We start from the raw sequence: 19,367 nt of genomic DNA, 5'->3' as shown, positions 1-19,367 counted from the left end.
ATTTAAATATCGTGATATCTTCCGAGACACTTTTACATTAGTTTGAACTTCCCAACCTCTCGATCAGTACTTCAAATTGGTTTAAATTGGCTTGAAGCTTCTGATTTATTGAAGAAACATTCTGGTTTTGTAATGTTGCTTCTTTCCGTTGATTCGATATTTCTTCTAATACTGAATTGTAGGTATTATTCTTGTATTCATCGAATTGTTTCTGAAATTGTTCCTGGGTTGATTTAGCCAATGATACAAATGAACTAGAACATTCGTTTTTTGCTTGCAAAACTTTTCCAAGATTTTGTTCTTCTTTTACATGTCCTGTAATTTCTAATAATACTCCTGCTACTGCGAGGATTGGACCCGCTACTTTAGCTACATTCGTTAGAAATTTTGCTGCGTTTACAGCTTGCCAAGGCTTAAAGGAATGACCAAAAAACTTTCCTACTTGATAAATACCTTTATGAAGTTCCGTTCCACTTACGGCAGTTGATTTCACAAAGCCACTAGCTCCTTTAGTGGATAGCCTTAATATGCCGCCTGTAGCTTTTTCTACAACTGTATTGATAGCTTTAAAGTTTTTATGAAGGTTAGAAAAATCTTTTATATTAACGTTACCTGCTTTAATATGCTCAGATCCAATGTCTACACTTGCAAAAAAAGAGTCAGCTAAATCACTTGCTAATATATCTTGTATTTGTTTTGTTAATTCATCCCTTTCGTTCTTAAGCATTTCCTCTAATTCATTATTTGCCTCTTCTATCCTCTTTTTTAATTTCGCCTCGATTATTTTTTGTTCCCCTTCAAAATCTACTTTTTCTGCACCAATCATTGATGTCAATTGATTTCCTAGAGAGACAATGTCGGAACGCAAGTCACTCGTAATGAAATTAAGGTTGTTTTGTGACTTTTCAATGCTTTGCTTTACTCTATTTTCAATTCGTTCAAGGAGTAAGAAGAATTCCTTGGATCCCTCCGTGTCATTTTCGGTTAAGGCTTTTCCTATTTCAGATATCGCCTGTCTAATCGGAGTATCCATTTTCCCTAATAACCCTTTTTCATAAACAAATTGATTAATGGCCGTATTCAAATCATCAAAATGGCTTGTTTCAATTAAATCTTCAAAATCATCTTCAATACCTTCAATATAATCTGCTGCATCTATAAAGACAGGTTTGAATTCCTCGAGAGTGTGAGGCTGAAGAGAATTTTCCAAAGTCTCAATATAATTTTTTCTTAATACATCAAAATCGCCACGTTCAAGGGACATCTTATTTACAACTAACATCATCTTATTCCTGTAAGCCTCTTCAAAAGCCAGTTTGATGAAATTGTCTAATACAATATCATCAAATAAATCGCTAGTTAAAACATAAAGCAATAAATCTGATGATTTGATCGCTTCATATGTCTTTGCATCATGGTCTTTTCTTTCAGTATATAGCCCAGGTGTGTCTGTAAGTATAACACCGTTCCAATAATAATCTTGCGGGATATCTGTCGCGATATCTGCATCTATCTTAATCTCTTTATTTCCTGTCAATGCTGAGATGATCGATGATTTCCCAGCGCTATATTGGCCGACTAAGGCGATCTTTAATAATGAATTTTCTTCCACTTCAGCAAGAACGCTTTCCAATTTATCAGCATACTTTTCATAGGGGCCGCCACTTTCTTTTAATAGATCAATAGTGTTCTTGGATAGTTGCGTAAAATTTTGGCCTACATCTTCAATTAACAATGAATAATTTGTATCCATAAATCAATCACCCTTTCTTGATATAATTAGGCACTATCACTATTTGCTCCTGGATTGTTTGGCTCAATGCTTGTTGAATTTCCTCATCTAAAATAGAAGAGGTCCTAATTGTCATGTTTTTCCCAAAGTCTCTATCCACTCCCATGACCTCCTCATTGATTAAATCATCATTTAGTTTAAAGTGGATTTTATTGCGAGGTAAATGAGCATTCAGCAGTCTATAACCAAATGCTTTATTTAATTTCATTTCCTGCTGTTGGATCAGTCCCTGCGATCCGGATAAGATGGCAATCGTCTTATCCAGTGCCGATATCAAAGAATTTTGATATTCTTCGATATTATGTGAAAGTTGGTTATGCGATTTACTGAATTGTAAAAGGGTATCTTGTTTGACTTCTCGCTTCTGTTTTTTTACACTTTCCTCCAACCCCTTAGTTAAATTATCTATCGCTTCTTTAATCTTTGTTTTTTTGGATTTAAACAAGAAGGATAATCCTGTTCCTATAGCAAATATAGCGAATCCGGCCCATCCAATTGGTCCTGATAAAGTTAAAAACGGCGCTATTGCCATTAGAATAGATCCAGCACCAGCTAGATAAGCAAAAAAGCGTTTGGTATCAAATAAGTTTGGCATTTTCACATCTATACCTTTGACGCTCCTTTCGCTCGTGAAGGAGAGGTCTTCAACCATTTCTTTCAAATATTGCTCAATATCTGCTATATATCTAGAAAATACCTCTTCTATATTTGACTTTAAACTTCTTTCAATCCCAATGGACTTTACCAGTTTGCTCCATTCTTTTTCTAACTCACTTTTTTTCATATGGTAATGGTTTGTTGCAAAGGAGCTAATTTTATCCTCCAACTTCCCAAACTCTTTTTCTATTGTTTGTCCAATTCGATTTTGATAGGTTTCCCTGATTTCTTGAAGCTTCTTACTATTGCTTTCTTGTAACGTTTTTAGTTTGCTCGACAAAGTGTTAAAAGCCTTGAGATGCTCGTTAAGCACTTTATAAGAGGAGTGTACCGGATAGATAAGGCCATCCAGGATTGTTTGGCTGCGCCGAATATGGCCCTCCTTGATGATTGATAAGCGTATAGCATTAAAAAAATACTCTATATGACTGCCTTCATATAATATTTTTCGTTCTAGCTCATTGAAGGATTCGTCTTTTGAGAGAATGGCTGCATATAATTGAACCGGAATGATAGCAAACTCATTGTTTGGATAATGCGCTTCTGCATACCGCCGGATCCTATTTATATGTCCTTCCAGCGACTTCGAATCCTTTCTTTCATAAATATGCTCTGGATTATGTAGAAATCTCTTTAATTTCGCAGGTTGGTCAAGATTTTCTTTTACATTTAAAAGGATGATTATGGGTTTATTTTTCTCTTTAATCGCTTTTAAAAAGTTAAACTCAGCAGATTGTACACTATCATTTTTCACGAGATAGCAAATTAAATCACTTTCATCAATAATACTTTCAGCAATCTCCTCATCGCTTCTCCCTCCCGGAGCACCAATACCAGGCGTATCTATGATTCGAATGTTGTTCCATGTGTATATTCTATTGTAACGTGTTGTCCGTTGTTTACCTTCACCAATTTCCATTTTCCCTCTACCCGTAATGATGGAGTGCAGGGTACTCTTCCCAGCCTTAGTCTTACCCATGAAGGAAATCGTGAAATGGTCCATAGCCTTTCTCTTTTTTTGCATAGTTTTGGCTACTTCCTCTAATTGTCCTTCAACTAATTGATTAATTTGTTGCTCCATATCTCTTATTGAGTCTTTCACACTTAAAATATCATTTTTTTGATCATCTATTTTTTCTAATATCTTCTTAATATAAGAAGATATCTCTTCGAGGACCATACGATGTTCATTAAGAATAGGGGATGCATAATCATAATCCTCTTTAGCAATTCCCTTACAATATTCAATTGCTTTCTTATACTCAGATTCACTAAATAAAATTTGTTTATCCAGTGCCATCTGCATTTGGTCCTGATTATTGATAACCTCCATCAAAATTGCGAACCAAGGATGTGACAAGCTTACATGAGCCTTTATTATTCCGCATTGGTCCGCGGACTCTGAGATAAGCTCTTCAGCCGCTCTTTCAAATTCTTTATACTTTGCTTTACTTATTCCCCATAACTTCCTGGCCATTTCAAAAAATACTTCTTCATCTTCGCCATATAGGTCTGTAACTAAAGATATTGTTACACCAACCTGTAAAGCTAATTCCTGAAGGTCTTTGGCCCCTTTAAGGTTTTGGATTATTTCATTTAAAGTTAATTTATTATCATCATTCGTTAAGATTTTCTCTATTTCTGTTTTTCCTATTTCAGTTAAATCCAACTGATTTAAAAAAACCTTAAAAATACTTAATTGCCTCTCTTCAACCTGTTCACCAGTAACAATCAAGTGAGAAAGGAAATAAAGTACGTCAGTGTTCAACAAGAAGAACCCTCCACTCAACTCATCATATCTGCATATTTTGTAATATCCTGTAAAAGTTTGTACCCTTTTACCATTATACAACAGCCAACCTCTTTAAAATCGACAAATTTCGGATGTTAACGGGAAGTCCTTTTGTCCCTCTCGAGGATCCCATTAAAAGATGTGTAGTTGACCCATGCCCTTCTATATGAAAAAGAACTTGTCCCCAATCTATTTATTGAAATGGTGACAAGTCCTTTTTAATTTTCTCCCCTTTTACGCATGTATCAATAACCTGATGAATCTTTTCTTCTTAAACTTATAAAATTCATCAGACTAGTTAGACTCAAGGTATTCAAAGAAGCAAAGGGACGTTTGCTTCTTTGAATATGTATTGCCTAAGTGGAAAAGTATTTAGCTATTCGTTTGAATAATAAAAAACTACACCTCCAATTGTTAGGTGGGTCTAACAATTGGGGTGCAGTTCAACGTCCCCATGCTTCTCACTGTGTTTGTTAAAATAACCTTAATTACTGCTTCCTTTATTTCCAGGTAAAATGTAGTACTCATTTATTAAGTCACGCTCGTAAATAACTTGTTCGTGTCCATTTTCTTTTAGAGTATAACTTTCACTTCTTGTAATCATATCACTCACAAATTTTATCCGTTCTTGAAGCAATGTGGAATATTCTACTTCCAATTTTAACAATTCTCTACTTCCATGAGGGTTTAATACAGTTATAGGAATATAGATACTATGCTCTTTTCTCCAACCAGCCAAGTACATCCTATCGGTATCTTCCTCTCCTTCTATTGCTGACCTAGTTATCTTTATTTTAATATCTAGGACACAATCTGCGGAACCGTAAAATTCAAACTTAACAATTGTGCTTTGAAATCCTCTAAGTAATCATTAGGGTTATGTTTAATGAATGTGTATATATCCTTTGGAAGGAGGATTTTAGTTTCATCTTCTTTTCGTTCCGATAAAAGTAGAGTGTTTACCCCCATCGTATAATCTATAAAAACACGATTTGAAAGCTTCAATGTTTTAATTTCATTGTCGATTCGTTCTTTAAAAACACAGGGACGGTTCTGGCATTTCATGAATTGTTAAAATATGTAATTTACTGAAACAGAAGAACCGTCCCCACGTTTCCCCTTATTTATTTTTGAAAAAATAGGAATGAAGAATCAACGCGAGGAGATATTCCGACTTTTCTTCCTGTAATTCTAATACCTGTACATTGCTAATGATATGGTTGCGTTTCATAGTGCCGAGCAGCACTTCGTCTTCAGTTAGTGAAATGGTGGATGTGATTGTCATGGCAGATGACATAAAGGTAGTGTCAAAGAAGCTATACATAATCACTTCATTTAATTTCATTGCATTTTTTAGATTAACTTGCGTTTGGGCTTTACCGATGATTTTCCCATTTTTATCGATTCTCCATTGATCCTGTTGAGTGAACCATTTTTCACGATACCATCGAACATCGTATACATCATCGTCAATTTTAATTTCTAATGAAAGGTACCAGTTAAAACCGAACAGATCACCAAAGATATATTTCCATTTTTGCTGAAAGTAACGTTTTACGTATCCTCTTTGAACTTGCCCTTTAAAAAGAGGTTTCTGAATGGATAATGATTTTTGGATATTGTAAAATGACCAGCCTTCAATATTTTTCGGCTGATAAGCACGCTCTTTTTCTGCAAACCTTTTACTGATCTTATAAATAGCAAGCGAGCCTACTGGAAGCAGCAAAATTATCGCAAACATCAGCGGCTCGAATGCACCAAATACGATATATCGAGCAATCGCTGTAAGCAATAACAGAACAAAGAGCAATATTAATTCAATCATTGAAGTCACCTCTATAGATTTACGAAAAATTCCTATAAAGGTTTCAACTCTTTCTGCAATAAAAGAAGCAGTGGATTCAAAAACTGAATCCCTCTGCTTTTAGGTTGATATCACTATTTTTTAAAATGAATTCTCTCTTCTGACTGAACGATTCGAATTGATGCTTCACTCGGTTTAGAGAAACACATGGACGGTTCTGGCGTTTCATAAATTGTTAAAATATGCTATCCACTGAAATGGAAGAACCTTCCCCACGTTTCCAAGGTGGAACATGACATAGAATGTATCTGATTTTGCTCCGGGAATACTTTGTTGGAAGCAAGCTTCTTTCCAAATGCCAGTATGAATATAAACATGAGGAAGGGGATGATGTAACTTACCGATTCCAACAGAAGAGAATGCTCATCTATCCCTTTTTAGTATAAGGATAATATTTTTGAAGTTTTTTGCTCCGCTGAGAGGATCTGTCACCCCCGCTACACTAAACCTCCATCCTCCACCCCGACACAGCGAGCCAGCGCTCACACCGTTCATATTCAGGCATGATTTTTCCGACAAGCCGCCAAAATGAACGGTCGTGATTCATATGGACCATATGGCACATTTCATGGACGACAACATAATCAATCACTTCCATTGGTGCCATGGACAGCCTCCAATTGAATGTCAAATTCCTCATGGAATCACACGTTCCCCATTTCGTCTTACTGTCCGTGATTCGAATCGAGCGCGGCTTCATTTTGAATTCGCTCTGATAAAATTTAACCCGTTTTTCGACAAATGCCTTGCACTGCTGATAGTAAAATCGCTTCAAAGCCTGTTTGATGCTCTCTTCATTTTGCTCTTTCACGTATACATGGAGCGTGTCTGCCTCAAACACGGCATTGTCTTTTTCGATATCTGCATCCTGGGAAATCAGAATGTGATAGAGCTTCCCCAAATATAGAAATTGTCCGCCTGGTCCGTACTCTTTTTCCCTACCGGCTGAGGCCCGCTCTTTCATTTCCTTCGCCCTTTGCAGGATCAAGTCCCATTGGCCTTCTAAGATTTGAAGCACACTTGCATCTGAGGTCCCCTTAGGAGCGTGGACTTCGACATGGCCGTACAAATCCATATAAATGCCGATTGTTTTACGATTTTTATATATCACATCATACCCGATTGTTTCACCTAAAAAAGTATGTAGCATGTCATCACCTGAATTTTATTCTATGAATACTCCCCAGCCATCAGAATGGCCGCCGTAAGGCTTGCTTATTTTATCCAGCTTTTCCTGCACTTTTTTTAACTCGCTATGGTTAAGGAGCATCCTTTTCGAGCAACTGCAAGCCCACTCATCTGTCTCATCATCCTGATCGAGTAAGCCATGAAAGCCTTCTTCCTTCAATACGTTCAGAAGCTTCTCGCCAGTTGCCTTATCCGGCACAGCTATAAAAAACTCGACTGGCTGCGGCTTTTTAAAACTTACACCTTCATTAAACAAACTGCGCAATGCTTCTCCATCCGCGTCATTTGGAAATTTCATCATCCATTCCTCCATTTGTGTGCATTCTATGTTGTCATTATCATGCACTTGCTAAATTTCTGCTAATCATTTGATTATGAGATTGTTATGTTATAATGTAAATAACCTTTTGCTTTAAATTTTTTACTTACCGGTACCATGCCCCTGCTCGTTCGTTGAGCAGGGTTTTTTATTGCTTTATTTTTGAAAATAAAAAAACAGACCCTTTTGGAGTCTGTTTCGGTATGCTATATCAAAATTAAGCTTTTTGAACGTTAGCAGCTTGAGGTCCACGTGCACCTTGCTCAACGTCGAAAGTAACTTTTTGACCTTCGTCTAATGATTTGAAGCCTTCAGATTGGATTGCAGAGAAATGAACGAATACATCTTCTCCACCTTCGCGCTCGATGAATCCGAAACCTTTTTCTGCGTTAAACCATTTAACTGTACCTTGTTCCATGTTTGTTGCCTCCTAGTGCTAATGCACATTGTATTACTATCCTTGCCCAAAGTGATCATTAGAACGAAGAGTCGAACTTTACACCGAACAAAAATAATTCTACCTAAGAATAACAAGATTTAGGAAAAATTGCAAGGGACTTTAGTTGGATGTGAACGTTACGGTTCAAATGCGATGAAAGTCGATCGCAATAAAAGAAGCAGTGGATTCAAAAACTGAATCCCTCTGCTTTTAGGTTGATATCACTATTTATTGGCTCTTTTCTCAAACTTTGTTGCTATTGACTACAAAAATAGGATGGAATGACCTATGTTTCCTCACAAAATGAAAGCTTATTATGAGAAAAGAGCTTGCACACTTGATACCGACCTACAATATAGCGTTTTACCACGTTAAAATCGGCTTTAGGATTTTAACCACAATTTTTCGGAAACAGCTATTTATTAAAATGAATTCTCTCTTCTGACTGACCTATTCGAATTGATGCCACTCCCTTTTTGTAGTGGACCATATGGTGATACCAATTCGTTTTTCTCTTTTACGTAAGGAAGCTAAACAATTACTATTCACTGTCTCAGTAGACGCGAAAAATCCTTAAAGACAGAGGTGAATTTGATTGTTTTTTTCTTGAATAATGACTTAAATAATAAATTGTATCCCTAAAACAATGAAAGCCCTACCTCTCTTTCATCCTTACGGCTCCTAGTCCGTGCCAGTGTGAATCAGGATTGCAAAAATCAAGTGACTATTTTATCGAGTTTTTTTGATGAAACTTCAAACGTTCGTAAAGGAAATTCAAGTAATAAAAATGGATTAGATTGTAGAAAAAAACAAAAGAGGTTCATGCTCTACAGGTGAGTTGGAGAAGTTGAATGTCTTGGAAAAGAATATTTTCGGGAAATGTATGAAAGAAACCTTAACAGAAACTTTTTATTTGATGATCAGTAATCCCTTTAATTAATCCCAGTTCACTGATCAAAAATTTATGTGCGTTATCTAGCATTTGCTTTTCGCTTGTATTAAGCACTTTTTCTTTCTGTATACGCAGTAAATCACGTACAACTTCCGTACATTCTTGAATGTTACCTGTTTTCATTTTGTCCGCGTTCAGTTTATACCTTTGTTTCCACGGAAGTAATCGATCAGATTCTCCATGTTGAAAAATGTTAATGATGTGTTTTATTGCACTTATGTCAGTAACAGGTCGTATATTTGAATTCAATATTTTACCCGCAGGAATCATGACTTGCATATTACCGATTAACATTTTTATGACATAATACTGTTGTTTTTCCCCTGAGATTTCCTTTTCTTCTATAGCTTTAATAATACCTACTCCGTGCATTGGATAAACAATCGTATCGTCAATTTGAAACAAATAATCCACCTCCATATATGGTAACCTTCTTAACCTTACCATATATATTATTTTTTAGCAAATTTATAATAATACCATAAATTTATTTTTGGTGTCAACTACTTTTTCTTTAAAAATCAAAAAAGTAAACAAGAGACACAGAGACGGTTCTCTCGTCTCAATCGTGAACCGAAATAATCATAGAAGTGCATTGAGTATTCTTATTTGAGTCCATGCCGTACGAGACTGTACTAGAGAATACATGGTTATAATTTTTCCATTCACTAGACGCCGGAACCATCCCCTTGTCTCAAAAAAAAGGAGCAAAAGGTCCATCAGCCTTGCTCCCTGTTTGCTGTCTTTTTTTGTCCACGCTCCATCATTCAGTACAAGATTAGCTCAAGTCTCTTATGATCCTACCCATGCATCGGTATCATATCCCCTCACTTGCCAGTAGCCTTCGTGTACATGATCGATGGCTTCGATTCTGACAAGCCATTTCACAGATTTATAGGCATACATTTTGGGGACAATCAGCCGGACGGGGCCACCATAATCTGACGGGATCAGCTCTCCATCCATGAGCACGGCGACCATGACATCATCCAAGGCTGCCTGTTCAAGGGATAATGAGTCAGTATAGACACCGTCGCCCGAGTAAAATTTCAGATGGGACGCGTTCTCTTTCAGCTTTACCTTCTTCATGAGATCTTTCAACAGAATGCCTTCATACGTGACATGAAGCACGGACCATCCAGTAACGCAGTGAAAATCACTAACCTGGACTGTCCTCTTCAATTTGACGAATTCTTCCCATGATAACGACACTGGTTCATCAACCAATCCATCAATCATAAAATTCCAATTTTCATTGTTAAAAGCCGGTGTCTCCGTTACTGTGTAAATGCGGAATTTGCCTTCATACCCTCCACCAATGGGAGGGGAGGATTGCGTGGCGGGAATCGGTATGGGTGAGAGCTCATTTGTGCTGTTCAGCGCCACCTCCTGCAGTGTCGATCCCCCATCATCCATTACTTGTTTTAACCATTTATAAATTGATGGACCCAAAAAGATCGCAAGCAAAGTGACAATGCCGTATTTGAAAAACCCTCTGCGGCTGAAAGCATATAGTTCTTTCTTTTTTTCTTGCAATTGATTTGATCTTTTCCTAAACCATCCTGACCTAGTCACTGAGTGGAAAAGGAGGACCGGCAGACCAATCCAGGTGAAAACATCATGTACGATCAATGAAGCTTGAACAAGTTCTTCAGGAAGACTCCTTTGAAAAGTCAGAACCGTACCGCTAATAATCCAGCCGATGATCAATCCAATAACCATCGCAAGATTCCGTTTCTTCCCTTGTTGTTTTTTGATGACTTTGTAATGGAAAGCAAAATAGCGGAAATAAAGCAGAAGGAAGGCAACCGTTGCAAAACCGATCCAAATATGAACGTCCTTCAACATGACACGGTATGAAGCCAACGGCCCCCTTAATGAAGGAATGAAAAGCAAAATCCCACTTATGAATAAAAATAAGGTAGCATATCCATTCAGATGATGAAGTCTTTTCAATCTATTCCACATTTCGCTGCACCCACCTCTCGATAATTCAGAAGCCTGAACCTGAAGCGTCCTCCTTTTCCAAAATAGCCCCTCCTTGGTACTGAACTTGAGGCAGGGACGGTTTCCTTGTGCCATTCTAGAACCAATATAATGATGAGAGAAGCCTTTTGTATACAACTGCTTAAGTCTTTGAACAACAAGACCATTTAAAATACCCTTCAAACAGACGGGCATGATTGATAAATCGCACCAACATTCACATGATTCATATTCCAATAATCTATAATTATAGACTACTAGCAATAATATATTCTAATTTCAATAGGCTAGAATGGTACCGATGGAAGACATATGGACAATTAAGAATGATGATAAACAAAATAAAGGCCTTCCCTACCAATGGACATAATGGGTTCTCTTTAGGAGTGCAAAACGCGGAAAAAACAACACAAAAGTCATGCTAAATCACATACGATTTAGTACACCTTTTTTTGATATATCAAGGTTTATAGCTTTTTATCATAAGAATGAACACTGTAATTAGCACACTGATTAGGAGCATGAAAATGGCATTATCAAAGTGATATTTTATATGCTAAAATACCAACCATTTTATTCAATCATAACCTGGATGGCATTCAATATATGAGTTCCTAAACATATTATGTTTGGGGAGTTATATCTAGCTCCTTCTTTATTGCTAAATAGTTTGCGATTTGGTTTGCTTATTTATATACAGAAGCATAGGGACATACCTTTTTCTTCCAAAAACAATTACGAAAAAGGAGCATAAGGTCCGTCCCCTTGCTCCCATTAAACGCCTGGTTTTATCAACCAGGCGTTATTTCCAGCTGATCATCTTAATTGTTTATATGAACGAACTTTCCCTCCAAAGCCTCAATATACCTCTTAGCGGATTTTTGAACAGACTGATGGGCATCTTCCTTAATAACACGATGAAATGCATTATACAGTCTGTCAAAATTTAGAATTCTGACTTTAGCTGCCATCTCCTGAACCTTGTTAGCTGGCAATGGAATCAGGTTTGGATAACTATACATGAAGCTTACCCATTTTCGATCGGCCACTATTTGAATAATATCACCAGTAAGAAGGACCCCTTGCTTGTTCACATCATTTTCCCAGTGTAAAACACTTCCCCCATTAAAATGACCACCCAAACGATATAATGTTACACCCGAATCAAGCTCCAGAGAATCACCAGACCAGAATATGATCCTGTCACTGTGCCTGGTGACCCACTGGCGATCAGCTTCGTGGATATAAAGGCTTGCTCCGAATACTTCAGCCCATTCAACCTGTGTCGAATAATAATGCGGATGGGATAATGCGATGGCATCGATTCCTCCTAGAGAATGTATTTCATTTTCTGTTTTTTCGTCCAGGTAGGTGATGCAATCCCATAACAAGTTGAACCCTTCATTCCGAACTAAATAAGCTGTCTGCCCAATAGCAAACGAAGGAGTAGTGGTAAGGCTGTACAGTCCCTCCTCTTCTTGGATAATGGTATTTTTATATTTCCCTGAATCTGCAAGCTGTTGTAGCGTCGTCCATGACTGTCCGTCCGGATGGATGTACTGTCTTTCGTCAGCGCAAATCATACAGGCTTCAGGAGCATGAGCAGAATGGGAATATTCGACACCGCAAGTATTACATATATAATGGTTCATTTTGAACACCTTCCTAAGCTTTTTCGTATCTTTATTATAAGAAAACCATTAAGCGATCTCTTCGGAAGAATGTTGTAACCTATCTACAACTTTTGGCTGAGATTTTTATATTTCTTTATCGGACTTTTAAGAAAAAAGCAGATCACGTACCTTATGCTCCCAAAATCATCCGTTGAAAAAAAGCACTTAGTACGCCCTGTGCTCTCCCCCAGCAGCTTTTGGTTCATTGGTCCCTAACTTTTGAGAAATCGAAAAAAATCTTATAGCAATTTTTAGGTAAATGAGTTTATAAACCGTCTAAAAGGGTATGTAATATTAGTTGTACAGTTATTACTTCGGGGGTAAAAAAATTGAATAACATCAATGATTTAAGAGAAGAAATCAAAAACTACTTTAATGAAAATGGTGAGATATTTGATGAGAATTTACTCTCTCAAGCAGTTAATGTTTCGGGGAAAATCACAGAGATTTTAGAAAAAGGGAACATTGACCTTTTGAAAAATGCCAGGACATTAATTTTCTTCATAATTAATCAAAATGAAAAAGATCTAATTGCTTTTGCAGAGGAGGAGGGAATTGCCTGGGCAGGACATTCTCTAACTCTATCTCTAAAATTAGAATGGGTTCAAGCAATCAGAAGAACTTTTTGGAAAATAATTGGTGAAATTGATGAAGAAAAGAACCTGACTGATGGAAAAAAGGATTTTTATGAAATGGAAGAATTCATAAATGAACAAATAGACCAATTTCTAAACAGTTTCTTTCTCAGCTACTCAAAATATAAAGATCAAATGCTCCATAAGCAAAGAGAAATGGTTGAACATTTGTCTGTCCCAATTATTCCAGTAAGTGAGACTGTTTCTGTTTTACCTCTCATTGGCACTATTGACTCCTTTAGAATTAGAATCATTGAAGAAAAAGTACTAAACGAAATAGCTAACACAAGGTTCCAAAATTTAGTGATCGACCTATCAGGTGTAGCCATGATGGATCCGGATGTTATTGACTACTTTCAAAAGATCTTGACTGGAGTGGCCATGATGGGCTGCAAAGCCATCCTGACCGGGCTCCGACCGGACCTAGTAAGAAAAATGGTCCATGGCGGAATACTTTTTGAAAAAGATACAGAAACAAAAGGGACTCTTAAAGAGACATTAAAAAATTACCTTTAATTGCAGGAAAAAGACCATTCGATGGTCTTTTTCTTTTATTTTGACATTTTCGAGTTAGCTTTAACACACTAACGCACCGGGGGTCAGACCCCCGGTGCGTTAGTGCGTTAATTCTTTACATTACTTTAGTACGGAAGGTTTTTGATAACGGTCATATAGCTCATTCAATGCCATACGAAGGCCTGTCGGGTCGATTCCTCACTTAATACCTTTGGACACCCTCGTTTCAGAGATATTTTTAATAAGGACTCACCGCTGTAAACGTAAACGGTACATTTGCTCCTGAATATAATCCAACATATACATAGCGTGTGCCGCCCGGAATGACTCCTGCTTCGTTCGCCCCAGATGTCGCGACACTCCCAATCAGCTCAAAGTTCTTATTATAGAAGTAGACATCGTAGTCATACGATCCGTCATTGCTTCCCTTTAGTGTGAAGTTATGGATCCCATCGCCATATTGCTCTGGTAGGGTCACAACATATCCATCTGCACCTTGGGATGCCGGCTCTGGGTTTTGCGTCGTCACGAACTCGTTCTCTGTGACAGCCAGGGTAGCTGGCACACCTGCCAGGCTTCCGATTCCTGTTCCTGCATTTCCTGCCTGCACAGTACCTTCCGAAACAAACGGTTCTTCTGGTTCTAGTTCAAGCGGTTCAATCTTTGATTTTTGCTCAGAGAAGGCTTGAACCTCAGCCACTTGAACAAAGCCTTTTGTATTGTCCTGTGCATCATGTGCGATAAATTTCAGATATTTTGCTTCTACAGTTTGTGGAAGATCGATTCCCTGGTAATGAAGGTCTGCGACCGTTGGCCTTGGCTTCCCGGCTTCAAATTTCCCTTTCCATACCGTCGTGAAGTTTTCTCCGTCCATTGACGTTTGAAGACTGAAGTTTTTCAGTGTCGCAAATCGTGAACCGGAAATGTCCTTCATGGCACTTACTTGAACATGGGAAATTTCAACTGGATCATCTCCCGCCAGGTCAACGATGAAGTCCGCGCCAAGGAACCCATTTTCCTGCGTATTTGAGGCGAACACACTTGCTTCTGTGTCGTCAATCGCAAACTTAACCGGGTTGCTGTCCGATGATCCGGATACGCTGGAAATCGAAGCTCCGTTAAAGGATGATGCAACGTTTGGTCCAATGGTAAACGTCAATCGGTTCTTCTCTCCTGCCTTGATGGCAACATCACGAATGGTCCTCGATCCAAAACCTTTTGCCTGGATCGTAATGTCATAAGTTCCTTCTACAATATATGCCCCGAAGTCGCCCTTTTGGCCCGATACCGCAAGTGGACTTGTTCTTGCTTCGAACTCACCAATGATGATTCGTGCATCCTGAATCGGTTTATTTGTAGCAGCGTTAACCACCTTTCCAATCAACTGGCCGTTCCGCTGTCCATCTGGATGGTTGAATCCTGGAACTGGGTCTGTATCGTCTCCGCCTTTGGATAATGCATTTGCTCCTAAGCCGCGTTGTGCGAATGCAGTCCATAAAGCATCATAGTGCTTTCCATCGTAGCGTTCAAAATCTGCGGCAAGGATCGCCGTTCTCATGTCTTCCATCGATGGATTCGGAACGGAGATTGGCATCGCATCCATGACTAGATGCTCGATGACTGATTCTGCTTCGGTTTTCCCAATGCTATCAATCAATGTGTCTCTTACATGCCATAAAATAGCTGCCCAAATGTCGCCGTCAGAGTGAACCTCTGGCCCGCCAACATCATAGCCAACATCCCCATAATTGTATGGTGCCTCATCAAGTGCATAACTGCGGATGCCTCGTTCAGCATTCCCTGTCACATAAGCTCCCACAACTGGCTTTTCTTGCAGGCCTTTTTTTGCCAGATAGTGCATTCCAAAGAAGTCTCCCCAGCCTTCGCCCATGGAACCTGACTGGTGGCTGCCGAGTGCTTCTCCGCCTGCTACGAAACGATTGGTCAATGCATGGGCATATTCATGATAAATAATTCCGGCATCAAAATCACCATCTGCATATTGTCCTTCAAATGACCCCGGTATCGGTTCCCAAAGGAACATACCACTCCATGCAGGAATACCATCAGGAAGCGTCAGCATGTAGGCGTTATCCCGTCCCGTATACGTTGGCGCACCGCCTGACAGCGCTCCTGCCTGCACAAGACCTAAGATGGCATCGCCGTCCATTCCACCTTTTCCGTAGTTTGAAAGCTGAAGGTTCCCGGCTGCTTCTGTCCACCCAAGGTTGTAGAAATAGTCGTGGAATAGATTATGATGATAGAACAAGTTCGTCGCCGCACTGTTTAAATCCTCTGCATAGGACGGCGGTGTCGTTTGCCCGTTTGTTTTTTGCCACGCGTTTTTAAATAAGTAGCTAAAATCGCCATCTAACGCCAGCGGACGAACAGCCTGATCGGCCGGAACCAAAAAGTTGCTCCAGTTCGCATACGAGTTGGCGTTGTTACCAAATGTCGTCAATCCCAAGCTTGTTCCCGGAATCAGCCAGCCTTTTGGTGACGCCTTTGGATCCCCTTTAAACGACTTCACAATCTGAGTTCCGCCAGCCGGTGCACCAGGATAGTTCTCAAAAATGAGTCCTTCTGTCTCTAATAGCGTGTCAACGAGGGAGCGTTGGTATAAAAGCTTGCCATTCGCTGCATCGATCACCATCTCAAAGCCTTCATTCAGCTCCTTGATGAAAAGCACACGGTAAGCTGGCCGGACACCGTCCTTCGTAATAAACGTTGCTTTCTTTACACGCTGCTCAGCCGGCAGCACATCTCCTCCAGCAAATACTGACCAGCCTTTTTCAGTACTTAACAGCTTTGGAACAAAGCTTACGTCTGGCAATTGCAGCTCAACTGCCTTGTTTAAGGCATCTGCTTCTGAAAGCTGGAATTCTGCAATCAAGCCTGTTGCGCGGCTAAGGTTTCCTGCTGCGGAAAGAATCTGGCCCTCTTTGTTGACCGCGATGATCACTCGTCCTCCGTAGGCAGACTCAATGCCATCAAAGTTTTGCTGCAAAGTGACGGGACGAAGCCCTGTTCCTGGCATTTCAAAATTTTTGCTTACGATAAATGAGTCAATGTCTGAGGACTGAAGCCCAAATAGCGCCGCATTTTGCTTTAGCCAGTTGCGCGCAATCGTCTCAGCGCTTTCATTAGAAGGAGCTGTCAAATATCCCTGTTCCTTGATAATGGTCGAAGGGGTTCCAAACACGGTGTTCCACTTAATCTTCGTTCCTGCACCCACAGATTGAACCAATGTGTTAGCGGCATCAAGCTGTTTCTGGGTCGGCAGGACACTGTTCACCACATTTCGGACATCATACAGATGGGACTCATGATCCTCATGGATTCCCTCTGAAGTCACTGGTCCTGTCACCTGATCAGCCTTTATTCCGCTTGTTAACAAAACCTGACCAGCCAGCAGCGTCGAACATACAGCCGTCACGAGCTTTCGTTTTTTCATCTACGCAATACCCTCCTTGAAAAATCTATTTCAAGGAAAGAATACGTTAGCGTCATTTGTTTTACCTCTGCCGCAAGGGCAAAATACATACTATAGGTCACTAAAATACTACTAAGACACTATGGAGGATAGGACTTGTGGATAGTGTGCGGAACAGTTCTTTGTCCACAAGAATCGATAAAAAAAGAGATAAGCGAATTGCTTATCTCAACTGGTCGGCCCTTGTATTAATTTTCATTTACACGCGAGACACAGGACGGTTCGCCCGTCTCTTCCGAGAACTAAAATAGATAATAGAATACCCCTGATTATTCCGCTTTTAATTCGTGCGGTACCATGGACATATCAGCAAAATTAAAGAGGATAGCGAAATGGCTATCCTCATGTTCTACACCGTTTATTGTTTTTTTAATCCCTACATATTCTTGCTCTGAAGAAGAAGCTGGGATTTTCCTGAACGCTCCCACTCTTCTACGGTTTCATATGCTTTTTCCGGAGTATACCCTTTCCCTACAAGCACTCCCATTAGAATGAACTCTTGAAGAATGTGCGTAGCGTTGATTCCTCTTTTAACGTCCTCTAATCCTTCCTGCACTAAATATTCTGTGTGCCGTACCCACTCATCTGGAGTCTTGCCAAAAACAACCGTATTCCCATTTCCGTTACCTCCGCCTTCACTGGCCATTGCATCGGCTTTTGTCACGTGGACAGTTCCGAATGGATGGTTAGGAGGAGCATAGATGGAGTACAGCTTTAACGGAGTATTACCGGTATTGGTCACATTATGCCATGTTCCGGCAGGAATCATGATGGCAGAATCGTCAACGACCGGTCTTTGAAAGCTAAGGTTATCTTTAGTCTGGCCCATCTGAACGATTCCCTGGCCTTGTTCAATCCGCAAAAATTGATCGACATCAGGATGCATTTCCAAACCGATATCATTACCAACATCAATGCTCATCAACGTGACCTGTAAATGCGTTCCTGTCCATAAAGCCGTACGATATGTGTTGTTTTGCTTTGTTGCTTCATTGATATTTACCACATATGGATTTGGTCCATAATCCGCTAACGGAATTATTCCATTACCGTTAGGATAGCGGAAAGATTGAAAACCGTTCACATGCTGCATTCCATAAGGATACGCCCACTGACCAGACTGTCTTCCATCATAATATTGCGGGCCATTGCCATAATAAGAGTATTGAGTTGAATACCCATGAGGAGCATAGTACATTTTTGTCAATCCCTTCCCAGTTTATCAACATATCCTATGCAATTATTCTGGGAATGTACTGAAAAGAAAAAATCGGCTTTAAGATTTTAACAACAACAGCCTTACTTAAAGAAGGGCGGTTGCGTACCCATGAATCGCACATTTAGTTCAAGAATAATTTCTACGATGTTTTATAAGATAATGCACTGTACTTGAACAACTGATCCCCATTACCACCAAATAACTTCCGAGAGGATAGTTTGGTATTAAAATGAGTAATGAAAAGATGCAAGTTGTGAAGAACGATCTTGCTGCTTTCTCCTTATAATTCAAGTCTTTCCAATGTTTCATTTGGGTTCCCCCTTTTTAGCGGCCCGGTTGCTTGTTCAGCAAACGCACCCGGCACTCTAACAATCTTGGATTGTTGCGTTCGGACATCTTTTTCTTAGCTCAGCAATAAACTCTCTCTTCGCTTTTGGTGAAATTTTTACGCTTCCGAAAACGGTTGTTTTATTGAAGATCTCGAGCGCATCTCTCGATGACAATATTCTATATCCTGTAAAAATATCAGTTGAAGGTGTTACCTTTGTTATATTTTCATAAAGAATTTTACTTCTAAATGGCCCGCCTTTAATGAGTAAATAATCACTATAGAAAATATACTTTACTGAAAAAGCAGTCCATAAAATAAAACATACCACAATAAGAAATGTTGAACTGAGAATGAGAACCACTGGTAATTGAGTGCCGCCTTCAACGAATAATGGAAAGAATGATGCTAAAGCAATAACAAGCACTGCAACCAATATAAAGTTTCTAAAAAAGGGATCTACTTTTGATTGAAAAACCATGAAGTAATCGCACCTCCACAATATGATTAAAAA

The 19,367-nt window shown here is 39.2% G+C and carries 14 protein-coding genes; 1 reads left to right on the top strand and 13 read right to left on the bottom strand.

All coding sequences use genetic code 11. The annotated features are described in order from the left end of the window. Window positions 1-37 precede the first annotated feature (37 nt). From J7I80_RS11565 to J7I80_RS11520, 10 genes are all read right to left on the bottom strand, one after another. Complete coding sequence (locus J7I80_RS11565; RefSeq protein ID WP_214738512.1) at window positions 38-1,753, bottom strand: GTPase; 1,716 nt, start codon at window positions 1,751-1,753, stop codon at window positions 38-40. A 7-nt stretch (window positions 1,754-1,760) separates the two neighbouring features. Then, on the bottom strand, window positions 1,761-4,301 hold the full coding sequence (locus tag J7I80_RS11560) for a GTPase (RefSeq protein WP_214738511.1): 2,541 nt from the start codon (window positions 4,299-4,301) through the stop codon (window positions 1,761-1,763). Between the two features lie 424 nt (window positions 4,302-4,725). Next, window positions 4,726-4,986 (bottom strand): hypothetical protein, encoded by a 261-nt coding sequence (locus J7I80_RS11555; protein WP_214738510.1) that lies wholly within the window; start codon window positions 4,984-4,986, stop codon window positions 4,726-4,728. A 375-nt stretch (window positions 4,987-5,361) separates the two neighbouring features. Further along, window positions 5,362-6,066: a hypothetical protein gene (locus J7I80_RS11550; RefSeq protein WP_214738509.1), complete on the bottom strand. Its 705-nt coding sequence runs from the start codon at window positions 6,064-6,066 to the stop codon at window positions 5,362-5,364. Window positions 6,067-6,547: 481 nt separating this feature from the next. Then, window positions 6,548-7,255, bottom strand: coding sequence for a M48 family metallopeptidase (locus J7I80_RS11545; RefSeq protein WP_214738508.1), 708 nt, complete (start codon window positions 7,253-7,255; stop codon window positions 6,548-6,550). A gap of 15 nt (window positions 7,256-7,270) precedes the next feature. Then, complete coding sequence (locus J7I80_RS11540; RefSeq protein WP_251027722.1) at window positions 7,271-7,591, bottom strand: ribonuclease E inhibitor RraB; 321 nt, start codon at window positions 7,589-7,591, stop codon at window positions 7,271-7,273. A 238-nt stretch (window positions 7,592-7,829) separates the two neighbouring features. Then, window positions 7,830-8,030, bottom strand: coding sequence for a cold-shock protein (locus J7I80_RS11535; protein ID WP_026694123.1), 201 nt, complete (start codon window positions 8,028-8,030; stop codon window positions 7,830-7,832). A gap of 916 nt (window positions 8,031-8,946) precedes the next feature. Next, complete coding sequence (locus J7I80_RS11530) at window positions 8,947-9,408, bottom strand: CarD family transcriptional regulator (protein WP_214738602.1); 462 nt, start codon at window positions 9,406-9,408, stop codon at window positions 8,947-8,949. Window positions 9,409-9,795: 387 nt separating this feature from the next. Then, on the bottom strand, window positions 9,796-10,971 hold the full coding sequence (locus J7I80_RS11525; RefSeq protein WP_214738506.1) for a molybdopterin-dependent oxidoreductase: 1,176 nt from the start codon (window positions 10,969-10,971) through the stop codon (window positions 9,796-9,798). A gap of 839 nt (window positions 10,972-11,810) precedes the next feature. Beyond that, window positions 11,811-12,641 (bottom strand): MBL fold metallo-hydrolase, encoded by an 831-nt coding sequence (locus J7I80_RS11520; protein WP_214738505.1) that lies wholly within the window; start codon window positions 12,639-12,641, stop codon window positions 11,811-11,813. Between the two features lie 350 nt (window positions 12,642-12,991). Here J7I80_RS11520 and J7I80_RS11515 point away from each other — a divergent pair, with 350 nt between their 5' ends. Then, window positions 12,992-13,813: an STAS domain-containing protein gene (locus J7I80_RS11515; RefSeq protein WP_214738504.1), complete on the top strand. Its 822-nt coding sequence runs from the start codon at window positions 12,992-12,994 to the stop codon at window positions 13,811-13,813. A gap of 238 nt (window positions 13,814-14,051) precedes the next feature. On the opposite strand, the gene J7I80_RS11510 is transcribed toward J7I80_RS11515, so the two are convergent. From J7I80_RS11510 to J7I80_RS11500, 3 genes are all read right to left on the bottom strand, one after another. Next, window positions 14,052-17,267 (bottom strand): M36 family metallopeptidase, encoded by a 3,216-nt coding sequence (locus tag J7I80_RS11510; RefSeq protein WP_214738503.1) that lies wholly within the window; start codon window positions 17,265-17,267, stop codon window positions 14,052-14,054. A 415-nt stretch (window positions 17,268-17,682) separates the two neighbouring features. After that, on the bottom strand, window positions 17,683-18,504 hold the full coding sequence (locus J7I80_RS11505) for a cupin domain-containing protein (RefSeq protein WP_214738502.1): 822 nt from the start codon (window positions 18,502-18,504) through the stop codon (window positions 17,683-17,685). Between the two features lie 386 nt (window positions 18,505-18,890). After that, window positions 18,891-19,334 (bottom strand): PH domain-containing protein, encoded by a 444-nt coding sequence (locus J7I80_RS11500; protein ID WP_214738501.1) that lies wholly within the window; start codon window positions 19,332-19,334, stop codon window positions 18,891-18,893. Between the last annotated feature and the right edge of the window lie 33 nt (window positions 19,335-19,367).

Source organism: Bacillus sp. ISL-41 (assembly GCF_018613235.1).
Taxonomy (GTDB): domain Bacteria; phylum Bacillota; class Bacilli; order Bacillales; family Cytobacillaceae; genus Mesobacillus.
Note: the sequence above shows the minus strand (reverse complement) of the source record. Positions and strands in the feature narration are given on the sequence as shown.

What these genes read in the sequence shown, in the direction of transcription:
- J7I80_RS11565 (WP_214738512.1), bottom strand. Translation starts at nt 1,753, where the DNA reads ATGGATACAAATTATTCATTGTTAATTGAAGATGTAGGCCAAAATTTT.
- J7I80_RS11555 (WP_214738510.1), bottom strand. Translation starts at nt 4,986, where the DNA reads ATGTACTTGGCTGGTTGGAGAAAAGAGCATAGTATCTATATTCCTATA.
- J7I80_RS11550 (WP_214738509.1), bottom strand. Translation starts at nt 6,066, where the DNA reads ATGATTGAATTAATATTGCTCTTTGTTCTGTTATTGCTTACAGCGATT.
- J7I80_RS11545 (WP_214738508.1), bottom strand. Translation starts at nt 7,255, where the DNA reads ATGCTACATACTTTTTTAGGTGAAACAATCGGGTATGATGTGATATAT.
- J7I80_RS11540 (WP_251027722.1), bottom strand. Translation starts at nt 7,591, where the DNA reads ATGAAATTTCCAAATGACGCGGATGGAGAAGCATTGCGCAGTTTGTTT.
- J7I80_RS11535 (WP_026694123.1), bottom strand. Translation starts at nt 8,030, where the DNA reads ATGGAACAAGGTACAGTTAAATGGTTTAACGCAGAAAAAGGTTTCGGA.
- J7I80_RS11525 (WP_214738506.1), bottom strand. Translation starts at nt 10,971, where the DNA reads ATGTGGAATAGATTGAAAAGACTTCATCATCTGAATGGATATGCTACC.
- J7I80_RS11520 (WP_214738505.1), bottom strand. Translation starts at nt 12,641, where the DNA reads ATGAACCATTATATATGTAATACTTGCGGTGTCGAATATTCCCATTCT.
- J7I80_RS11510 (WP_214738503.1), bottom strand. Translation starts at nt 17,267, where the DNA reads ATGAAAAAACGAAAGCTCGTGACGGCTGTATGTTCGACGCTGCTGGCT.
- J7I80_RS11505 (WP_214738502.1), bottom strand. Translation starts at nt 18,504, where the DNA reads ATGTACTATGCTCCTCATGGGTATTCAACTCAATACTCTTATTATGGC.
- J7I80_RS11500 (WP_214738501.1), bottom strand. Translation starts at nt 19,334, where the DNA reads ATGGTTTTTCAATCAAAAGTAGATCCCTTTTTTAGAAACTTTATATTG.